Annotated in this window: 21 protein-coding genes; 12 read left to right on the top strand and 9 right to left on the bottom strand. The window is 72.2% G+C overall.

Translation table 11 applies throughout. The features are described from left to right. Positions 1-2: 2 nt before the first annotated feature. Complete coding sequence (locus DAI17_RS03090) at positions 3-800, top strand: helix-hairpin-helix domain-containing protein (RefSeq protein ID WP_107771394.1); 798 nt, start codon at positions 3-5, stop codon at positions 798-800. A gap of 51 nt (positions 801-851) precedes the next feature. On the opposite strand, the gene DAI17_RS03095 is transcribed toward DAI17_RS03090, so the two are convergent. Continuing rightward, the gene (locus tag DAI17_RS03095; RefSeq protein ID WP_199904908.1) at positions 852-1451 is read right to left on the bottom strand and encodes a LysE/ArgO family amino acid transporter; all 600 of its coding nucleotides are present in this window, start codon (positions 1449-1451) and stop codon (positions 852-854) included. Positions 1452-1523: 72 nt separating this feature from the next. On the opposite strand from DAI17_RS03095, the gene DAI17_RS03100 reads away from it, so the two are divergent. Beyond that, the gene (locus DAI17_RS03100; protein WP_107771395.1) at positions 1524-2435 is read left to right on the top strand and encodes a LysR family transcriptional regulator ArgP; all 912 of its coding nucleotides are present in this window, start codon (positions 1524-1526) and stop codon (positions 2433-2435) included. Between the two features lie 18 nt (positions 2436-2453). On the opposite strand, the gene DAI17_RS03105 is transcribed toward DAI17_RS03100, so the two are convergent. Genes DAI17_RS03105 through DAI17_RS03115 form a run of 3 tightly spaced genes read right to left on the bottom strand, consistent with a single transcriptional unit; the run spans position 2454 to position 4860 of the window. Then, positions 2454-3227: an amino acid ABC transporter ATP-binding protein gene (locus tag DAI17_RS03105; protein ID WP_107771396.1), complete on the bottom strand. Its 774-nt coding sequence runs from the start codon at positions 3225-3227 to the stop codon at positions 2454-2456. After that, on the bottom strand, positions 3227-4018 hold the full coding sequence (locus tag DAI17_RS03110) for an amino acid ABC transporter permease (RefSeq protein WP_107771397.1): 792 nt from the start codon (positions 4016-4018) through the stop codon (positions 3227-3229). Before DAI17_RS03110 ends, DAI17_RS03105 begins: the two co-directional genes overlap by 1 nt. A gap of 53 nt (positions 4019-4071) precedes the next feature. Next, positions 4072-4860 carry a transporter substrate-binding domain-containing protein gene (locus tag DAI17_RS03115; protein WP_107771398.1) on the bottom strand — a complete coding sequence of 263 codons (789 nt, stop codon included), beginning with the start codon at positions 4858-4860 and terminating at the stop codon, positions 4072-4074. Positions 4861-4929: 69 nt separating this feature from the next. Between DAI17_RS03115 and DAI17_RS03120 the strand changes: the two genes are divergently transcribed. After that, on the top strand, positions 4930-5484 hold the full coding sequence (locus DAI17_RS03120) for a DUF1697 domain-containing protein (protein WP_107771399.1): 555 nt from the start codon (positions 4930-4932) through the stop codon (positions 5482-5484). A 16-nt stretch (positions 5485-5500) separates the two neighbouring features. Here the strand turns inward: DAI17_RS03120 and DAI17_RS03125 are convergent, their stop codons facing one another. Continuing rightward, the gene (locus DAI17_RS03125; protein WP_159081324.1) at positions 5501-7048 is read right to left on the bottom strand and encodes a CotH kinase family protein; all 1548 of its coding nucleotides are present in this window, start codon (positions 7046-7048) and stop codon (positions 5501-5503) included. Between the two features lie 99 nt (positions 7049-7147). Next, a complete protein-coding gene (locus tag DAI17_RS03130; RefSeq protein WP_107771401.1) occupies positions 7148-8476 on the bottom strand; it encodes a nicotinate phosphoribosyltransferase in 1329 nt (442 codons plus the stop codon). Between the two features lie 6 nt (positions 8477-8482). Here DAI17_RS03130 and clpS point away from each other — a divergent pair, with 6 nt between their 5' ends. The 3 genes from clpS to DAI17_RS03145 are packed head-to-tail and all read left to right on the top strand — an operon-like array spanning position 8483 to position 9853. Beyond that, positions 8483-8779 (top strand): ATP-dependent Clp protease adapter ClpS, encoded by a 297-nt coding sequence (gene clpS, locus DAI17_RS03135; protein ID WP_107771402.1) that lies wholly within the window; start codon positions 8483-8485, stop codon positions 8777-8779. 22 nt (positions 8780-8801) lie between these two features. Further along, positions 8802-9386: a DUF2017 domain-containing protein gene (locus DAI17_RS03140; RefSeq protein WP_107771403.1), complete on the top strand. Its 585-nt coding sequence runs from the start codon at positions 8802-8804 to the stop codon at positions 9384-9386. Further along, positions 9383-9853: an NUDIX hydrolase gene (locus DAI17_RS03145; protein WP_234412139.1), complete on the top strand. Its 471-nt coding sequence runs from the start codon at positions 9383-9385 to the stop codon at positions 9851-9853. The genes DAI17_RS03140 and DAI17_RS03145 overlap by 4 nt, the downstream gene beginning before the upstream one ends. Positions 9854-9956: 103 nt before the next feature. On the opposite strand, the gene DAI17_RS03150 is transcribed toward DAI17_RS03145, so the two are convergent. Further along, entirely contained in the window at positions 9957-11207 is a 1251-nt protein-coding gene (locus tag DAI17_RS03150; RefSeq protein ID WP_107771404.1) for an MFS transporter, read from the bottom strand. A gap of 91 nt (positions 11208-11298) precedes the next feature. On the opposite strand from DAI17_RS03150, the gene DAI17_RS03155 reads away from it, so the two are divergent. Genes DAI17_RS03155 through DAI17_RS03170 form a run of 4 tightly spaced genes read left to right on the top strand, consistent with a single transcriptional unit; the run spans position 11299 to position 13870 of the window. Then, on the top strand, positions 11299-11754 hold the full coding sequence (locus tag DAI17_RS03155) for a Mov34/MPN/PAD-1 family protein (RefSeq protein ID WP_107771405.1): 456 nt from the start codon (positions 11299-11301) through the stop codon (positions 11752-11754). After that, positions 11754-12032, top strand: coding sequence for a MoaD/ThiS family protein (locus DAI17_RS03160; RefSeq protein ID WP_107771406.1), 279 nt, complete (start codon positions 11754-11756; stop codon positions 12030-12032). The genes DAI17_RS03155 and DAI17_RS03160 overlap by 1 nt, the downstream gene beginning before the upstream one ends. Positions 12033-12036: 4 nt before the next feature. After that, on the top strand, positions 12037-13002 hold the full coding sequence (locus DAI17_RS03165) for a PLP-dependent cysteine synthase family protein (protein ID WP_107771751.1): 966 nt from the start codon (positions 12037-12039) through the stop codon (positions 13000-13002). Positions 13003-13009: 7 nt separating this feature from the next. Continuing rightward, positions 13010-13870: a DUF3152 domain-containing protein gene (locus DAI17_RS03170; protein WP_107771407.1), complete on the top strand. Its 861-nt coding sequence runs from the start codon at positions 13010-13012 to the stop codon at positions 13868-13870. 15 nt (positions 13871-13885) lie between these two features. Here the strand turns inward: DAI17_RS03170 and DAI17_RS03175 are convergent, their stop codons facing one another. After that, the gene (locus DAI17_RS03175; RefSeq protein ID WP_107771408.1) at positions 13886-14911 is read right to left on the bottom strand and encodes an alkaline phosphatase; all 1026 of its coding nucleotides are present in this window, start codon (positions 14909-14911) and stop codon (positions 13886-13888) included. A 79-nt stretch (positions 14912-14990) separates the two neighbouring features. On the opposite strand from DAI17_RS03175, the gene DAI17_RS03180 reads away from it, so the two are divergent. Both DAI17_RS03180 and DAI17_RS03185 read left to right on the top strand, forming a co-directional pair. Further along, complete coding sequence (locus tag DAI17_RS03180; RefSeq protein WP_107771409.1) at positions 14991-15335, top strand: VOC family protein; 345 nt, start codon at positions 14991-14993, stop codon at positions 15333-15335. 53 nt (positions 15336-15388) lie between these two features. Beyond that, the gene (locus DAI17_RS03185) at positions 15389-16645 is read left to right on the top strand and encodes a hypothetical protein (RefSeq protein WP_107771410.1); all 1257 of its coding nucleotides are present in this window, start codon (positions 15389-15391) and stop codon (positions 16643-16645) included. On the opposite strand, the gene DAI17_RS03190 is transcribed toward DAI17_RS03185, so the two are convergent. Next, complete coding sequence (locus DAI17_RS03190; protein ID WP_234412141.1) at positions 16632-17342, bottom strand: class I SAM-dependent methyltransferase; 711 nt, start codon at positions 17340-17342, stop codon at positions 16632-16634. The two genes, DAI17_RS03185 and DAI17_RS03190, sit on opposite strands and share 14 nt — an antisense overlap. Positions 17343-17344 lie beyond the last annotated feature (2 nt).

Consider the following 17344-nt stretch of genomic DNA (forward strand, 5'->3'; position numbering starts at 1 on the left):
CCATGATGATCCGACCCGCCGAGCTGGCGGCGATCAAGGCGGGCACGGTGGACCTGGCCTTCCGGCGCTGGGCCAGGCCGCGGGTGGTGGTGGGGACCCGGATGCGGACGGCGGTCGGGCTGCTCGAGGTCACGTCGGTCGAGGAGGTCGCCGTGTCCCGTCTCCGGACAGAGGACGCGCGGCGGGCGGGGGCGCCCTCCCTCGCGGCGTTGAAGCAGGCGCTGGCCGTCCGGCCCGACGAGCCCGTGTGGCGCGTCGGCCTCGCCTGGGCGGGGCCCGACCCGCGCGAGGCCTTGCGCGAGTCCATCCCCGACGCCGCCGAGATCGAGCGGATCCTGGAGCGACTGGCGCGGCTGGACCGGGCGTCGTCGTACGGCGCGTGGACCCGCGAGACGCTGGACCTGATCGACCTCAACCCCGGCGTGCGCGCGCCCGACCTCGCGGCCCGGGTCGGACGGGAGACCGCCGACTTCAAGAAGGACGTCCGCAAGCTCAAGGAGCTGGGGCTGACCGAGTCGCTCGCCATCGGTTACCTGCTCTCCCCGCGCGGCGCGGCGGTGGTCGACGCCGGCCTCCCCGCCCCGCGCGTGCGCGCGCCGCGGGACGAGGGCACGCCACTGCCGCGAGGCATCGGCGCCCCGGCCACCCGCGCCCTGCGCGAGCGCGGACTCACCACGCTCGAGCGGGTCGCCGACTGCACGGAGACCGACCTCGCGGCGACCCACGGTGTCGGTCCCGTGGCGATCGACCGGTTGCGCGAGGCACTGGCGGAGCGGGGACTGGCCTTCGCCGGGGAGTGACCGCCCCGTCGGTGCGGCGCGGGCTCGGCGCGCGAGCCGGCCGGTGCACGGTCAGTGCACGAGGAGGCCGACGCCCAGGGCGCCCATGACCACGGCGATGCCGGAGTCCAGCACCCGCCAGGCCGAGGGACGCGCGAAGACGCCCCGCAGCGCCCGGGCCCCGAACCCGAGCGTGGGGAACCACACCGCGCTCGCCGCGAGCGCACCCGCACAGAACCACCAGCGCTGGTCGTCGAAGCTGTTGGCCACCGTGCCCAGCATCAGGATGGCGTCGAGGTAGAAGTGCGGGTTGAGCCACGTCAGCGCCAGGGTGAGCAGCACGGCCCGGCGCACGGTCATCGAGCTGCCGCCCTCGGCGTCCAGGGCCACCGGACGCCAGGCACGCATCGCCGACTGCACGCCGAAGGCGAGCAGGTAGAGCCCGCCGCCGACCTGTGCGACGGGGAGGACCGCCGGCCAGCGCTCCAGGACGACACCGAAGCCGGCGACCCCGGCGGTGATGGCGACCACGTCGGAGAGCATGCACACCACGATCACCGGCAGGACGTGCTCGCCACGGATGCCCTGACGGAGGACGAACGCGTTCTGCGCGCCGACGGCGACGATGAGGGCGAGACCGGTCAGCACGCCGGTGAGGAAGATGCTCAGCATGCAGACCACGCTAGGTGCGGCCGGGGCTTCAATCCAGCGAAGCATTGTGAAGAATCATTAGACTCTCTAAGTATGAAAGACGTCACCCAGATCGACCCTGTGGCCCTGCGCACACTGGCCACGGCCGTGCGCCTCGGCACCTTCGAGGCGACGGCCCGGGAGCTCCACGTCACCCCGTCCGCGGTGAGCCAGCGGATCAAGGCGCTGGAGACCCACGTGGGCCGGGTGCTGCTCCACCGGGTCAAGCCGCTGGAGGCCACCGAGGCGGGGCACGTGCTGGTCCGGCTGGCTGCGCAGACCGAGCTGCTGGAGCGTGAGGCGGTCGCCGAGCTGCTCGAGGGGGAGGACCCGGACGAGGACGACCCGTTCGCGGCGGTGCCGATCGCGGTCAACGCCGACGCGCTCTACACCTGGCTCATCGACGCCCTCATGGAGGTGCAGGAGTCGCACCGCGTCACCTTCGAGATCCTGCGGGAGGACCAGTCCCGCACGACCGAGCGGCTGCGGCGCGGGGACGTGATGGCTGCGGTGACGTCCGACCCGCGGCCGGTGCCCGGCTGCCGCGTGGTGCGGCTCGGGACGATGCGCTACCTCGCGGTGGCCACCCCGCGGTGGATGGCGGGTCACCTGCCCGACGGCGCCACGCCTATGGCGCTGGCGCGCGTGCCCCTCATCGCCTTCGACCGCAACGACACCCTCCAGCACGACTTCCTGAAGAAGGTCACGCGCCGGCACCTGGCGCCGCCGGTGACGTGGATCCCGTCGGTGGCCGAGTTCGACAACGCGGTCAGGCGGGGGATGGGCTGGGGGATGATCCCCGAGGTGCAGGTCCGGGCCGACCTCGACCGTGGGCGGCTGGTCGAGATCGTGCCCGGGCGCCACAGCGACGTACCGCTGTTCTGGCAGCACTGGCGCCTGGAGTCACCGCTGATGGCCGACCTGACGGCCGCCGTCACCGGCGCCGCGCGCGGCTGGCTCAGCTGACGGAGCCGGGCGGACCCGTCAGAGCACCTTGGACAGGAACGCCTGGGTGCGCTCGTGCTGGGGGTTGCCCAGCACCGTGCGCGGGTCGCCCTCCTCGAGGATGACGCCGCCGTCCATGAAGACCAGCTTGTCGCCCACCTCGCGGGCGAAGCCCATCTCGTGGGTCACGACCATCATCGTCATGCCCTCGGCGGCCAGGTCCTTCATGACCGCCAGCACGTCGCCGACCAGCTCGGGATCGAGCGCCGAGGTGGGCTCGTCGAAGAGCATCAGGTCGGGCTGCATCGACAGTGCGCGGGCGATCGCCACGCGCTGCTGCTGGCCGCCGGAGAGGTGCGCCGGGTAGGCGTCCTCCTTCTCCTCCAGGCCGACCTTGGCGAGGTTGGCGCGCGCGATCTCGACGGCCTCGGCCTTCTTGCGCCCGGCGACCTTCTCCTGCGCGATGGTCAGGTTGCGCAGCACCGTCATGTGCGGGAAGAGGTTGAAGCTCTGGAACACGATGCCGATCCGGGCGCGCAGCTTGTCGATGTCCGCGTCGGGGTCCGTGATCTCGTCGCCCTCGACGAAGATCCTGCCGCTGGTGGGCGTCTCGAGCATGTTGACGCAGCGCAGCAACGTCGACTTGCCCGAGCCGGACGGGCCGATCACGCAGACGACCTGGCCCTCGTCGACGTGGAAGTCGATCCCCTTGAGGACCTCGTTGTCGCCGAAGTACTTGTGCAGGTCCTGGACGTCGATCGCGGCGTTGGCGCGGTCGCCCTCGACCCTGGGGGCGGTGCTCTCGGTGGTCATCAGCGGGCCCTCTCCGAACGGCTCTCCATGCGGCGTACGACGATCGACAGCGGCACGGTGATCAGCAGGTAGCACAGGCCGATCACGATGATCGGCGTCAGGTTGGCGGCGGTGTTCATGCCCTCGCGACCGAACTTGGTGAGCTCGTACTCGCTCAGCGCCAGCCCGAGGATGTAGACCAGGGACGAGTCCTTGGTCAGCAGGATCAGCTCGTTGGTCAGCGGCGGCAGGATGATGCGGAACGCCTGCGGCACGACGACGCTGATCATCGCCCGCGAGTGGGACATGCCCAGCGACCGGGCCGCCTCCATCTGGCCCTTCGGCACCGCCTGGATGCCGGCGCGGATGGTCTCGGCCATGTAGGCGCCGCCGACCAGGCCGAGCGCCAGGGTGACGATCCCGAGGTTGCCGAAGGGGATCTGGCGGTCGGGGAACGCCAGGTTGAAGCCGACGCTGAGCGCGATGAAGACGACCAGTGCCGGGAGCCCCCGGAAGAGCTCGATGATGCCGGTGGCGATCCACCGGTACGGGCCCACGCTGGACAGGCGCATGAGGGCGAGGATCAGCCCCAGCACCAGTCCGAACGTGAACCCGCACGCGGTGTAGATGATCGTGTTCTTCAGCGCGATCGTGATGACGTCGGGGAACTGGGCCTTGACGACCTCCCAGTCCCAGAACGCCCGCCGCAGCTGCTCCCAGTCGGCGAACAGGGCGATCGCCAGCAGGACGAGCACGAGGACGGCGTACTGGACGTAGCGCAGCCTCGCGGCACGCTGGCGGGGACTCGCCATGGGTCAGGTCACCTTCTGTCAGGTCGGTCTTCGACGGTTGGGAGCGGGAGACGTCAGCTGGCCGAGGTGCCGAACCACTTCTCGTACGCCGCGTCGTACTCGTCGCTCGCGATGGCGTCGTTGATGACGGTCAGCAGCTCGTCGTTCTCGCCCTTCTGCACCGAGAAGCCGTAGACGTCGCCGGTCTCGAACTCCGCGCCGACCTCGACGTCGGGGTTCTGGCTGGCGAAGTAGTTGAGCAGGCCGTTGTCGTTGACGCCCGCGTCGGCCTTGCCGGTCTTGACGGCCTGCTGCATGAGGGCGGAGTCCTCGAAGGAGATGATCTTGGTGTCCTCGGGCGCGTTCTCGCGCACGTAGTCGGCGCCGGTGGTGGCGTCCTGGACGGCGACGGTCTTGCCGGACAGGTCGTCGAGCGTGGAGTAGCCGGCGCCCTTCTTCATCAGCAGCGCCTGCTTGGCCTCGAAGTACTGGTCGGTGAAGTCCATGACGGCCTCGCGCTCGTCGGTGATCGACATGGCACCCGCGGCGACGTCGCACTGGCCGGTGTTGAGCGCTTCACCCGAGACGATGGTCTCCCAGCCGATGTCGACGACCTCGTGGTCGAGGCCCTCGGCGTCCGCGGCGATCTTGAGGACGTCGATGTCGAAGCCGACGACCTCGCCGCCCTCGGTGAACTCGAAGGGCTCGTAGGGCAGGTGGGTGCAGATGGTCAGGGTGCCGTCCTTGACGAGCGACACGCCCGACTCGGTGGTGGTGGTCGAGCTGTCGTCCCTGGCGCAGCCCGCGACGGCGAGGGCGAGGGCGAGGACACTGATTCCGGAGGCGATGGATCGAAGATTCATGGGAGCACCCTAGACCGGCGAGGTCACAGGAAGGTCGCATACGTCACACAGTCGCGGCATGATGCGCGGATGCCGACCTACGTGGCGTTCCTGCGGGCCATCAACCTCGGCGCGACCCGCAAGTTCCCCCGGGACGCGATCCGGGCGGTCGTCGAGTCCACCGGTGCCCGGGACGTCGAGACCTACATCAACACCGGCAACGTGCGCCTGACCACCGGCCTGCGCTCGACGACCAGGGTCGCCACCGTCCTCGAGGAGGCCTTCTCGGCGGACCGCGGCTTCGAGGTCCCCACCGTGGTGCTGACCCAGGCGGAGCTCGTCGCCATCGCGGCGGACGCGGACGAGCTGGCCGCCGGGCACGAGCGCCTGGGGATGCAGTACGTCTCGCTGCTCAAGGAGGCGCCCACGCCCGCCCAGGTGCGCGAGATCGAGCGCGCGATCGAGGCGGCGGAGCTCGAGGGTGAGCGGCTGGTGGTGCGGGGGAGGGGTGCCCACCTCCTGATGGACGAGCGCGACAGCTACCACCGGGCCCGGCTCTCGAACGACTACGTCGAGAAGCGCCTCGGCGTGTCGACCAACCGCAACGCGCGCGTCATCCGGGAGCTCGCCACGCGCTGGGGCTGAGGCGCTGGGGCCGGGGTCAACGCCGGTCGTTGGCGGCGATCTTGACCGTGAGCCGCGCGGGCGAGCCGACGATGACCCCCGGCGTGGGCTGGAGCTTGACCTTGATGGTCTCCCGGTCCTCCCGCTCGCGGTCGTCGACCAGCGTGATGGGGATCGACCGCACCGAGCGGCCGGGCTCGAAGACCAGGGTGCCGGCGGAGAGCTCGTAGTCGGCGCCGGCGGTGGCGGTGCCGCCCACGACCTGGTAGCCGACGGTCACCGGCTCCGCGTGCTGGCCGAGCAGCCGCACGCGCGGTCGCAGCACCCGGGCCCTCTCCGGGACGCTGGTGAAGCCCCGGACGAAGCCGGCCTCGGGGTTGCTCATCCACGCGACCCGCTGGGACAGCCAGTCCTGCAGGAAGGCGACCTCGCCGTCGAACGACTCGGCGTGCTTGCTGCCGGCCACCAGCTCGGTCCCGGCGTGCCACAGCGCCCAGTCGGCCTCAGCCGTGGCGCGCAGCGGGGTCGCGGCGGCAGGCAGCTGGGAGATGATCCGGTCGATCCGCGGGCGCAGCGTGGTCCAGCGCTGCTTGACGCGGGCCGCGAAGGCGGGGTCCTTCATCATCCGGGCGATCCAGTGCCGACCAAGCCGGGTGTGCCAGCCGCGGGGCGGGGTCGACCGGCGGAACCCGGTGCCGGCGCTCAGGTCGAAGTCCCAGACCGGCCCCATCTCGAGCTTGCCGCCCGGCGTCCAGCGGACGTAGACGCTGGAGAAGAAGTTGGAGTCCTGGTTGCGGAAGAGCTCCTCGACCAGGTACCAGTCGATGAAGCTGCCGAGGTCGACGTACGGGCGGTAGCCCCGCTTGCGGTCGGTGAACCGCTTGCCGTAGAGCGCCTTCTCGAAGGCCTGGACGTGGCGGCGGACCCGGATGATGTCGCCGCGCGTGGGGTCGTCGGGGTCCTTGAAGACGATGGGCGTACGACGCCGCACCGTGCGGAAGCCGCGGTCCCCGTCGCGCACGAACCGCTCGTTGATCTCCAGGAGGTAGGCGTCGTCGGGGATGTCGACCCGGCCGGGCTTGACCTCCACCTGCTCGGTGAGCTGGTACATCCCCTGGGAGGCATCGTTGAGCACCAGCTCGACGAAGCGGCTCTGCGGGGTCCAGGACATCCGGGTCCGGTCGGCGACGGCGAACGCGGTGTGGGTCCGCAGAGCGGACCGGTCGGCCGCGTTGGCCAGCAGGACCCAGTCCTCCTGCGGAGTCGTGCCGACGAGGGCCGCGTCCTCGCCCAGCTTGACCTTGTAGGGCTTCTTGGGGAAGTTCCACGTCGAGTTGCCGCGGCCCTTGATCTCGAGCGGGTGCGTGACGCCGTCGAGGGTCAGGGTGCCGGTGACGTAGTCGTCCCGGTTGAGGATGGGTGCGCCACCGTCGGTGTTGACGACGAGCTGGGTGGGGACGCCCGGCACCCAGGCGCTCCGGGCCTCGTCGCCGTGGCCGCTCCCGCTCGCCGCGGACGGCGTCAGGGTGACGGCGAGCAGACAGGCGACGCCCGCCGCGACGATGGTGCGAGGTGCTCTCGACATTGGTGTCCCCCAGGTCCCGGGCGAGCCCGGGGTCGTGCGAGCCGATGGTCTGGACCGCTGGAGCATCACCATAGGACGACCGCGTGCCCGGCGGGTGCTCTAGACGTGCAGCGTCTCGATGACCGGCTCGCCCCGGGAGAGCTTGCTGGCGGCCCGCGGCAGCTCCGCGCGGGCCCGCAGGTGGTGTCTGCGCGCCTCGTCCAGGGTCGTCCGGCCGACCACCTCGCCGCCCGAGACGAGCGGGACGAGGAGCTGCCGGTGGTGCGCGTCGTCCGGGGCCGCCGTGCCGACCACCTCGGTGGTGGCGACGCCCGAGTCGTCGAGGCGTCTCGAGGCGTGCTTGCGACCGCCGACCGAGCCCTTGTCCGTCGACTTCTTGGCCACCGACACCATCTCGCCGTCGTCCCCGGCCCGGGCCACCAGCTTGTAGACGAACCCGCACGTCGGGTGCCCGGAGCCGGTGACCAGCTCGGTGCCCACGCCGTACCCGTCCACGGGGGCGGCGGCGAGGGCGGCGATCGCGTGCTCGTCGAGGTCGCTGGTCACCACGATCCGGGTCCCGGTGGCGCCGAGCGCGTCGAGCTGCGCGCGGACCTCGTGCGCGAGCACGCCCAGGTCGCCCGAGTCCAGGCGGACGGCGCCGAGCTCCGGGCCCGCGATCTCCACGCCGGCCTGCACGGCCTCGGCGACGTCGTAGGTGTCGACCAGCAGGGTGGTGCCCACGCCGAGCGAGTCGACCTGGGCGCGGAACGCGTCGGCCTCGGTGTCGTGGAGCAGGACGAAGGAGTGCGCGGCCGTGCCGGTCGTCGGCACCCCCCAGCGCTGCCGGGCCGCGAGGTTGGAGGTGCTCGCGAACCCCGCGACGTACGCCGCTCGGGCGGCCGCCACGGCGGCCTCCTCGTGGGTGCGCCGCGAGCCCATCTCGATGCAGGGCCGCGTCCCGGCGGCCCACGTCATCCGGGAGGCGGCCGAGGCGATCGCCGAGTCGTGGTTGTAGATCGACAGGAGCACGGTCTCCAGCACGACCGCCTCGGCGAAGCCGCCCTCGACCACCAGCAGCGGTGAGTAGGGGAAGTAGGCCTCGCCCTCGGCGTACCCCCAGACGTCCCCGGAGAAGCGGTACGACGCCAGCCACTCGCAGGTGCGCTCATCGACCACGTCCAAGAGCTGGGCGACGTCCTCGTCGGTGAACCGGAAGGACTCGATCGCGTCCAGCGCCCGGCCGACCCCGGCGACCACGCCGTAGCGGCGGCCCTCGGGCAGCCGCCGGGGGAAGAGCTCGAAGACCGAGCGCCGGTCGGCGGTGCCGGCGTGCAGCGAGGCCTGGACCATGGTGAGCTCGTAGTGGTCGGTCAGCAGCGCCGTCGATCGGGTCACGTCCCCACCCTCGCACGCCGCGAGAGGAGCGCTCGGGTGCTGTGCCACCATGGCCTCGTGTCTGCTGCAAGCCCTGTCGAGGTCGATCCGACGCTGACGCCGGACGAGATCACGTTCCTGGCGAAGCCGTGGGTCACCATCGTCTGGAACGACCCGGTCAACCTGATGTCCTACGTGTCCTTCGTGTTCCAGAAGTACTTCGGCTACGACAAGGCCAAGGCCGAACGGCTGATGATGGAGGTGCACACCGACGGCAAGTCCGTGGTGTCCACCGGCACCCGCGAGGAGATGGAGCGCGACGTGCAGGCCATGCACGAGTACGGGTTGTGGGCGACGATGGAGCGCGCCTCATGAGCGGCAGCGAGGGGTGGGCACAGTGACGGGCTTCGCCCGCCACCGCCGGAGTCGCCTCGTCATCGCCACCTTCACCGGCTTCGAGGCCGACCTGCTGCGCTCCCTGGCCTCGCAGGTCGTCGAGCTGCTGCGCAACGAAGCCGCTGTGCCCGACGAGGGCCGCGACCCGTTCGAGGCGATGATGGACTTCTCCGGCCCCACGACGGCTCCCGAGGACCCGGTGCTGCAGCGCCTCTTCCCGACGGCGTACGCCGACGACGAAGAGGCGGCCGCGGAGTTCCGGCGCTTCACCGAGGGGACGCTGCGCGACGGCAAGGCCGCCGCGGCGTGCGCGATCATCGACGGCCTCGAGGAGGCTGGCCTGCCGCCCGAGCTCACCGAGGACGGCCTGATGATCGACGTCGAGCTCGACGAGCCGACCGCCGAGACCTGGATGCGCTCGTTCACCGACATCCGGCTGGCCCTGGCCACGCGGCTCGGCGTCGAGGAGGGCGACGAGGAGAAGTGGCACTCGCTGCCCGACGACGACCCCCGCGCCCAGGCCCACGACATCTACGAGTGGGTCGGCTGGCTGCAGGAGACGCTCGTCGAGGCGCTCACGTCGTGAGCCCCGTCCCCGAGTTCATCCTCGAGATCCGCGAGATGGTCGGCACCCACCCGTTGTGGCTGCCGGGCGTCACGGCCGTCGTCCGACGCGACGACGAGGTCCTCATGGTCCGCAGGTCCGACAACGGGGCGTGGACCCCGGTGACGGGCATCGTCGACCCGGGGGAGGAGCCGGCCGTGGCGGCGGCCCGGGAGGCGCTGGAGGAGACCGGCGTGGTGATCCGGGTCGACCGGCTGGCCTCGACCTCGGTGATGCGCGACGTCGTCTACGACAACGGCGACCGTGCGTCGTACCTCGACCTGACCTTCGCCTGCACCTGGGTGAGCGGGGAGGCCCACGTCGCCGACGACGAGTCCACCGACGTGCGCTGGTTCCCCGTGGACGCCTTGCCGCCGATGCCCGCCTCGATGGCCCGGCGTGTCGCCGACGCGCTGGCCGACGAGCGCGAGGCGCGCTTCACCGGCTGAGCCCCGCACAGCGTCGGCAGTTCGTCGGTCGGAGCGGCCGGTCCAGCGCGTCCACCGTGCTGCGGGCCGCGAACTGCCGACGCCGTGCGCGTGCTGTGGCCGGTCAACCCGAGTGGGTCGTGATGCCGTACGACGCGCGCGAGGCCAGCGCCCAGCGGGCGACCGGGCCCATCGCGTAGGCGATGAGCACCATCGCGACCGCCAGCACGATCCAGCCGGTGCGGCCCATGACGACGCAGCAGTAGGCCGCGACCGGCGGCCCGATCACACGGGCGGCGCCGAAGCTCAGCGACGCGAAGCCCTGGTACTGCCCCTGCCGCTCGTGCGGGGCCAGCCCCATCTGCTGCGCCCACTGGCCGCCCGACCCGACGATCTCGCCGAAGACGTGCACGACGGTCCCCACGACCAGCAGCGCACAGGCCGCCCAGACGGAGAGGTCCTGGGCGAGCCCGATGAGCACGAAGCCGCCCGCGACCAGCCAGCCGGCGACCACGAAGGCCCGCGACCCGTCGGTGACGGTGTCGATGTGCCGGGTCAGCCGCACCTGGAGCAGCGCCACGAGCACCGTGTTGAGGATGAGCGTGCCCGAGACCAGGACCGTGGGTGCCGCTGTGCGCTCGGCGATGAAGAGGACGAGACCGATCTCGATGATGAAGAAGTGCGTGACGAAGAGCATGTGCAGCGTCATCAGCACGGCGTACGGCCGGTCGCGCAGCACGGCCAGGCGCGGCTCGCCCTCTCGGCGGGCGTACGGCGGGAGGTACGGCAACCGGGTGGTGTTCCAGGCGGCGAAGCCGGTCAGCACGGCCTGGCCGAAGAAGACCGACACGTAGGCCCAGTCCTCGTCGACGAGCAGGGCCAGGCCGCCGACCATCGAGCCGAAGCCGATGGCGGTGTTGGTGACTGCACGGAGGTAGGCCTTGAACTGCACGCCGCGACCACCGATCGCGAGCTGGGCGATGACGCCCTGGTTGACTGCGCCGGACGCGCTGAGGAAGACCGCCTGCACCGACAGGAGCACGGTGAGCACCAGGGGAGTGGTCGCGAACGCCGGTGGCCAGGCCGTCAGCGCCGCCCCGAGCACCAGCCACGCCAGCACGCGGGTCGGTCCGCGGGTGTCGGCGAGCTGCCCGGCCGGCACGTTGACGAGCAGGCCCACCAGGGCGGAGACGGACAGCGCAAGACCGACCTCCGTGGCGGTGAAGCCCTGGTGACGCGTGAAGTAGAGCGCGCTGGTGGTCATCAGGGCGCCGCCGCCGAACCGGTTGGCGAACTGCCCCAGGGCCATGATCCGCAGGGTGGGGTCGAGCGGCACCCCGCGCCTCGTCAGCGGCTGCACCTGGCTGGTCGTCATCGGTCTCCCACGGCTGGATCTATCTTGATGTCGAGATATATGTGGTGAGACGGGGTGGGGTCAAGTCGATTGCGTGCCTACGCTGGATCGTGTGTTGACCATCGACCAGGCGACGTACGACGCGATCGTCGCGCACGCCAAGCGTGACCACCCCGACGAGGCCTGCGGTGTCGTCGCCGGCCCCGAGGGCAGCGACCGGCCCGAGCGGTTCGTCGAGATGGTCAACGCGGCGGGCAGCCCGACGTTCTACGAGTTCGACTCCACCGACCTGCTGCACCTCTACCGGGAGATGGACGACCGGGACGAGGAACCGGTGGTGATCTACCACTCGCACACCGCGACCGAGGCCTACCCCAGCCGCACCGACATCGGCCTGGCCATGGAGCCGAACGCCCACTACGTGCTCGTCAGCACACGGGAGCACGGGAATAACGACGGCCCTGTGGAGTTCAGGTCGTATCGCATCATCGACGGCGAGGTGACCGAGGAAGAGGTCGCCGTCGTCGCCCAGCTTGCCCCCCGAGTACCGGAAGAGAGCACCCCCTGATGGCCATCGAGGTCCGCATTCCCACCATCCTCCGCACCTACACCGACGGCGCCAAGGCCGTCGACGGCAGCGGGGACACCCTGCAGGCACTCATCGACGACCTCGAGGGCAACCACCCCGGGATCAAGGAGCGCCTCGTCGAGTCCGGTGACCTGCGCCGCTTCGTCAACGTCTACATCAACGACGAGGACGTCCGCTTCATGGGCGGCCTCGACGCCGAGCTCTCGGACGGCGACCAGGTCGTCGTGCTCCCCGCCGTCGCGGGTGGGGCGCGCTGACCGCGTGACCCGCTTCGACAGCCTGCTCGAGTCGGTCGGCGGCACCCCGCTGGTCGGGCTGCCCCGGCTGTCGCCCGGTCTCCAACCGAACGGCGCGGAGGTCCGGATCTGGGCCAAGCTCGAGGACCGCAACCCGACCGGCTCCATCAAGGACCGACCCGCCCTGAAGATGATCGAGCAGGCCGAGAAGGACGGGACGCTGCGTCCCGGCTGCACCATCCTCGAGCCGACGTCGGGCAACACCGGCATCTCGCTCGCGATGGCGGCCAAGCTCAAGGGCTACCGCATCGTCTGCGTGATGCCGGAGAACACCTCCGAGGAGCGGCGCCAGCTGCTGCGCATGTGGGGCGCCGAGATCGTCTCCTCGCCCGCGGCCGGCGGCTCCAACGAGGCGGTCCGGGTGGCCAAGAAGATCGCGGGCGAGCACCCCGACTGGGTGATGCTCTACCAGTACGGCAACGACGCCAACGCCCTCGCGCACGAGGAGGGCACGGGCCCCGAGCTGCTCGAGGACTTGCCGAGCATCACGCACTTCGTGGCCGGGCTGGGCACCACCGGCACGCTGATGGGCGTCTCGCGGTTCTTCCGCCGGGCCAAGCCCGACGTGCGCATCGTCGCCGCCGAACCCCGCTACGGGGAGCTCGTCTACGGTCTGCGCAACCTCGACGAGGGGTTCGTCCCCGAGCTGTACGACGAGTCGCTCATCGACTCGCGCTTCTCCGTCGGCCCGCGCGACGCCGTACGCCGTGTGCGTGAGCTGCTCGAGCTCGAGGGCATCTTCGCCGGCATCTCCACCGGCGCCATCCTGCACGCCGCGCTCGGCCAGGCCGCCAAGGCCGTCAAGGCCGGCGAGAGCGCCGACATCGCCTTCGTGGTCTGCGACGGCGGCTGGAAGTACCTGTCCACGGGCGCCTACGAGGGCACCGTCGACGAGGCCGAGGACAGACTCGACGGCCAGCTGTGGGCATGATGGTGGGGTGCACCACACCCTGCGCCCGGTCCTGGGCGCCGTCGCGCTCCTCCTGAGCCTGCCGACCACGGTCGTCGCCGTGGCCGCTCCTGCCTCGGCCGAGCCCCGGCTCGCGCCGGTGCTCGTCAACATCGAGGCGCCGTCCGTGGACGGTCGCGCCCGCCAGGGCCGAGTGCTGCGCGCCCACCCCGGACGCTGGACGCCGCAGCGCACCGAGACGCGCTACCGCTGGCTGCGCGACGGCGAGCGCGTCCGCGGTGCCCGCGAGCGCCGCTACCGGCTGGGTGCGCTCGACGTCGGCGCCCGCATCAGCGTCGAGGTCCGGGTCCGTGCGGAGGGCCATGCGTGGTCCACCGCGGTCTCCGCGCCCACCCGGAGGGTCGCGTACGCCGTGCCCGTGCGGCGTCGGGTGACCTACAGCGTGGCCACCCGCGGTCGGATCACCACCAGCGTGGCCGTCTTCCGCCGCCAGGCGCAGGAGACCTACGACGACGCCCGCGGCTGGCGGGCGGGCGGCACCCAGTTCCGGCGCGTGCCGCGGGGCGGCGACTTCACCCTGGTCCTCGCCGCGGCGCCGACGCTCCCGGGCTTCTCCGCAGGCTGCTCGGCGATGTGGTCGTGCCGCGTGGGTCGCTTCGTGGTCATCAACCAGGAGCGCTGGAAGCACGCCTCGCCCGCGTGGAACGTCCGCGGCCAGGCGCTGCGCGACTACCGGCACATGGTGGTCAACCACGAGACCGGGCACTGGCTCGGTCGCGGCCACGTCGGCTGCCCGGGACCGGGCCGCCTCGCACCGGTGATGATGCAGCAGTCCAAGGGCCTGTCGGGGTGCCGGTTCAACCCCTGGCCGCTGCCGGGCGAGCGCTGAGCGTGCGTACGCCGCTCAGTCGGCGCTGACGTCGAGGTCCTGGCCCAGGTCGTGCTCGCTGCCCGGCACGGCGGGCAGGCCGAGGAGGCCGAGCGCCAGGTTGGAGACCATCCCGTTGCGGATCGGCTGGACCCCGTCGTACGACGTCCGGGCCCGTCCCGGGTCGGCGAAGTCGGGGTTGAGGTCGTAGAGGTCGGTGCCGGGGTCGACGCCGACGCCCCAGACGACGAAGGGGACGCGGTAGTTCCACACCTTGGTCGGGTCGGTGTGGTTGTCGCCGCGGCCGCCGTGGTCGGCGGTGAGGACGACGGTGGTCCGTCCGGCGTAGCGGGGGTCGGTGCGCAGCACCTCCATCACCGCGCCGACGCGGCGGTCGGCCCGCCGGACGGCACGCAGGTAGGCCCGGCCCATGAACCCCCTGTCGTGCCCCACCGTGTCGGGCTCGGACAGGTGGAGGAACCGGAACGCCCGGGTGGCGCCCCGCAGGTCGCGCTTGAAGGCGCGGACCAGGCGCTGGTTGTCCTCGATGATGGTCTGGGCGTCGGTGGCGAGAGGCCAGGAGCGGTCCCAGAGGGAGAACTTCGTCTTGCTGGCGAAGTAGCCCGCGGACAGTCCCGCGTCGTCGACCACCGTGAACACCGACTCGACCGGCGTCCCCGCGGCGGCCTGGACCGTTCGCGGTCGGCGACGGTCGTCGTTCCACGTCACGCCGTGGCCCCCGGAGCCCGCGTGGACGCGGCGGCCGGTGACCATCCCGGTGTGGTTGGGCAGGGTGACGGTCAGCTCGTGCTCGGTGCGGGCGTTGAGGGTGCCGGCGCCCTCGTCGAGGAGGGCGTGGAGGTGCGGCGTCCGCTCACGGCCCAGCTTGCGCAGCGCGCTGGGGTTGAGCGCATCGACTGAGATGGCCACCACCGTGTCGGCCGTCGCCGCCCGACGCCCGGCGCCGGGGGTCTCGGCGCCCACCGGGACGGGTCCCGCTGCGACCAGCGCGGCGGCGGCGAGGAGGGCGAGCGATCGTCGTACGACGGGGCGTCCGGGCATGGCCGCCACCCTAACCGGGCCCCGGACTCGCCGTGGAAATCGCGTGGTCGCGAGTCCTCGCCACGACTAGGTTCGCCTGGTGACGCTGCAATGGGAACAGGTGATCGTCCACGCCGCGGATCCGGCGGCCCTGGGGCAGTGGTGGGCCGACGCGCTCGGGTGGGTCGTCGTCCACACGTCGGCCGACGAGTTCGAGATCCGCCCCGAACCGGATCGGATGCCGGGGCTGGACTTCGTCCGGCTCGACGAGCCCAGGCAGGGCAAGAGCCGGCTGCACCTCGACTTCCGCCCCGACGACCAGGAGGCCGAGGTCGCTCGTCTCCTCGCCCACGGCGCCCGTCGCGTGGACGTCGGCCAGGGGGATGCGTCGTGGGTCGTGCTGGCCGACCCCGAGGGCAACGAGTTCTGCATCCTCGCTCCGTGACCGAGGGCGTCGGGCCCGACAGCTCCTGACGGGCGTCTGGGAGAATTCCGGCGATGTCCACGCCGAGCCCCTCGTCCAGGTCGCGCGCCGCGTCCGGCCTGGCCGCCGGCTCGGTGGGCGCCGGCGTGCTCGCCTACGTCTTCTTCGCCGCCAGCACCCGGGCGCTCGGCGCCGAGGACGCGGCCCCGGTCGCGGTCCTGTGGTCGTGGTGGGGGTTCGCGGCGGCGGGCCTGACCTTCCCGGTGCAGCACTGGATCACCCGCACCGCCGCGGCGTCCGGCGAGGGCGCCGTGCGGGCCGCCTGGGCGACGCCGGCGCGCCTGGTCCTGGGAGTGGCGGCGGTCGCCGGGGGAGTGGCGTGGCTGGGCCGCGAGACCTTGTTCGCGGGTGACGCCTGGTTCGTCCTGCTGACGGTGCTCGTGGGCCTCGGGGCAGGTGGCATGGGCGTCGTGCGCGGGTTGCTGGGGGCGCGGCGGAGGTACGCCGCGGTGGGCGCCGTGCTGGTCGGCGAGAACCTCGTGCGCTGCGTCGCGGCGGGGGTGCTCGTCGTCCTGGACGTGGACGACCCCGTCGCCTACGGGGCGGCGCTCGTGCTCGGGTACGCCGCGTGCGCGGCCTGGCCGTCGGCCTGGCGGACCCGGCCGGACGCCGCGCCGGACGCGCAGCCGGTCGGTGGCGCCGACGCTGCATCGACGCGCACGTTCCTCGGGGGTGCGGCCGGGGCCCAGGTGGTCGGGCAGGCCGTGCTGACGGGCGGACCCGTGCTGCTCGCGCTGCTCGGGGGATCGCCGACCGAGGTCACGGTCCTGTTCGCCACGCTGGCCCTCTACCGGGCGCCCTACACCGTGCTGCTCGGCCAGGTCGTCCAGCTGACCGGCGCGCTCACCCGGCTCGTGGTCGCGGGACGTGTCGACCGGGTGACCCGGGTCGAGCACGGGGTGCTGGCGCTGACGGCGGTGGGCGTGGTCGTCGGTGCGGCGGTGGGTGCGTGGCCGGGGCCGTGGCTCGTGCGGCTCGTCTTCGGCGACGAGGTCCGCGTCGAGCAGGGGGTGTCGGTCGCGATCGCCGTGGGCTCGGTGCTGGCCCTGGCGACGCTGGTGCAGGGCGTGGTGCTGCTGTCCTACGGCCGTCCGCAGCGCTCCCTGCTGGCCTGGCTCGTGGCGCTCGCGCCCGCGGCGCTCGTCGTGGCCTTCTCCCCGGGCAGCCCGATCACGACGATCGCGGTCGCCTTCGTCGTGGCCGAGGGAGTCGCGTGGCTGCTGCTGGTCCTGGCCACTCAGCGCGCCCGGGCCGCCCTCACTCGGGCTTGACGGCCGCCACCAGGACCGAGGACCCGAAGGGCAGGTCGCGACGCGCGAGCAGCCGCGTCTCCAGCCGGCACAGCGCGCGCAGCAGCCGGTCCATCCAGGGCGCGGGCTGCGGCAGGCGGCTCGCTCCGGGGGCCGGCGGGCGCAGCCGTCGTACGACCCGCTCCGCGGCGAACATCGGGAACACCAGGGCGAAGGCGTGGGTGGCCCGCCGGACCTCCAGCCCCTCGCGCTCCAACGCCGCCACCAGCCGGCGCCGGGTGTAGCGACGGTGGTGCCCGGCGCGCACGTCGTGGTCGCTCCACGCCCACTGGTAGGCCGGCACCGAGACCAGCATCCGCCCACCCGGCCTCAGCACCCGCGCCAGCTCGGCGACGGCGGTGGCCTCGGGCTCGCAGTGCTCGACGACGTCGAAGGCGGCGACCACGTCGAACGTCCCGTCCCGGAAGGGCAGCGCCAGCGCCGACGCGCAGGCGTCACGGCCGGGGACGAGCCCCCGGACGTCGAGGTCCACGGCGACCCGTCCCTGCTGCGGCAGCCAGCGGGCACTCGGGCCGTCGGCGCTCCCGACGTCCAGCACGCGCTCCGGTCGCCCCACCCACTCGCCGAGCCCGGCGCGCAGGAGGTCGTTGCGCGCGTCGTACCACCAGTAGCCGGTCTGCTCGATCGAGGACGATCCGGACTGCTCGACGGGGGGCACGC

Source organism: Nocardioides sediminis (genome assembly GCF_003047295.1).
Lineage (GTDB): Bacteria > Actinomycetota > Actinomycetes > Propionibacteriales > Nocardioidaceae > Nocardioides > Nocardioides sediminis.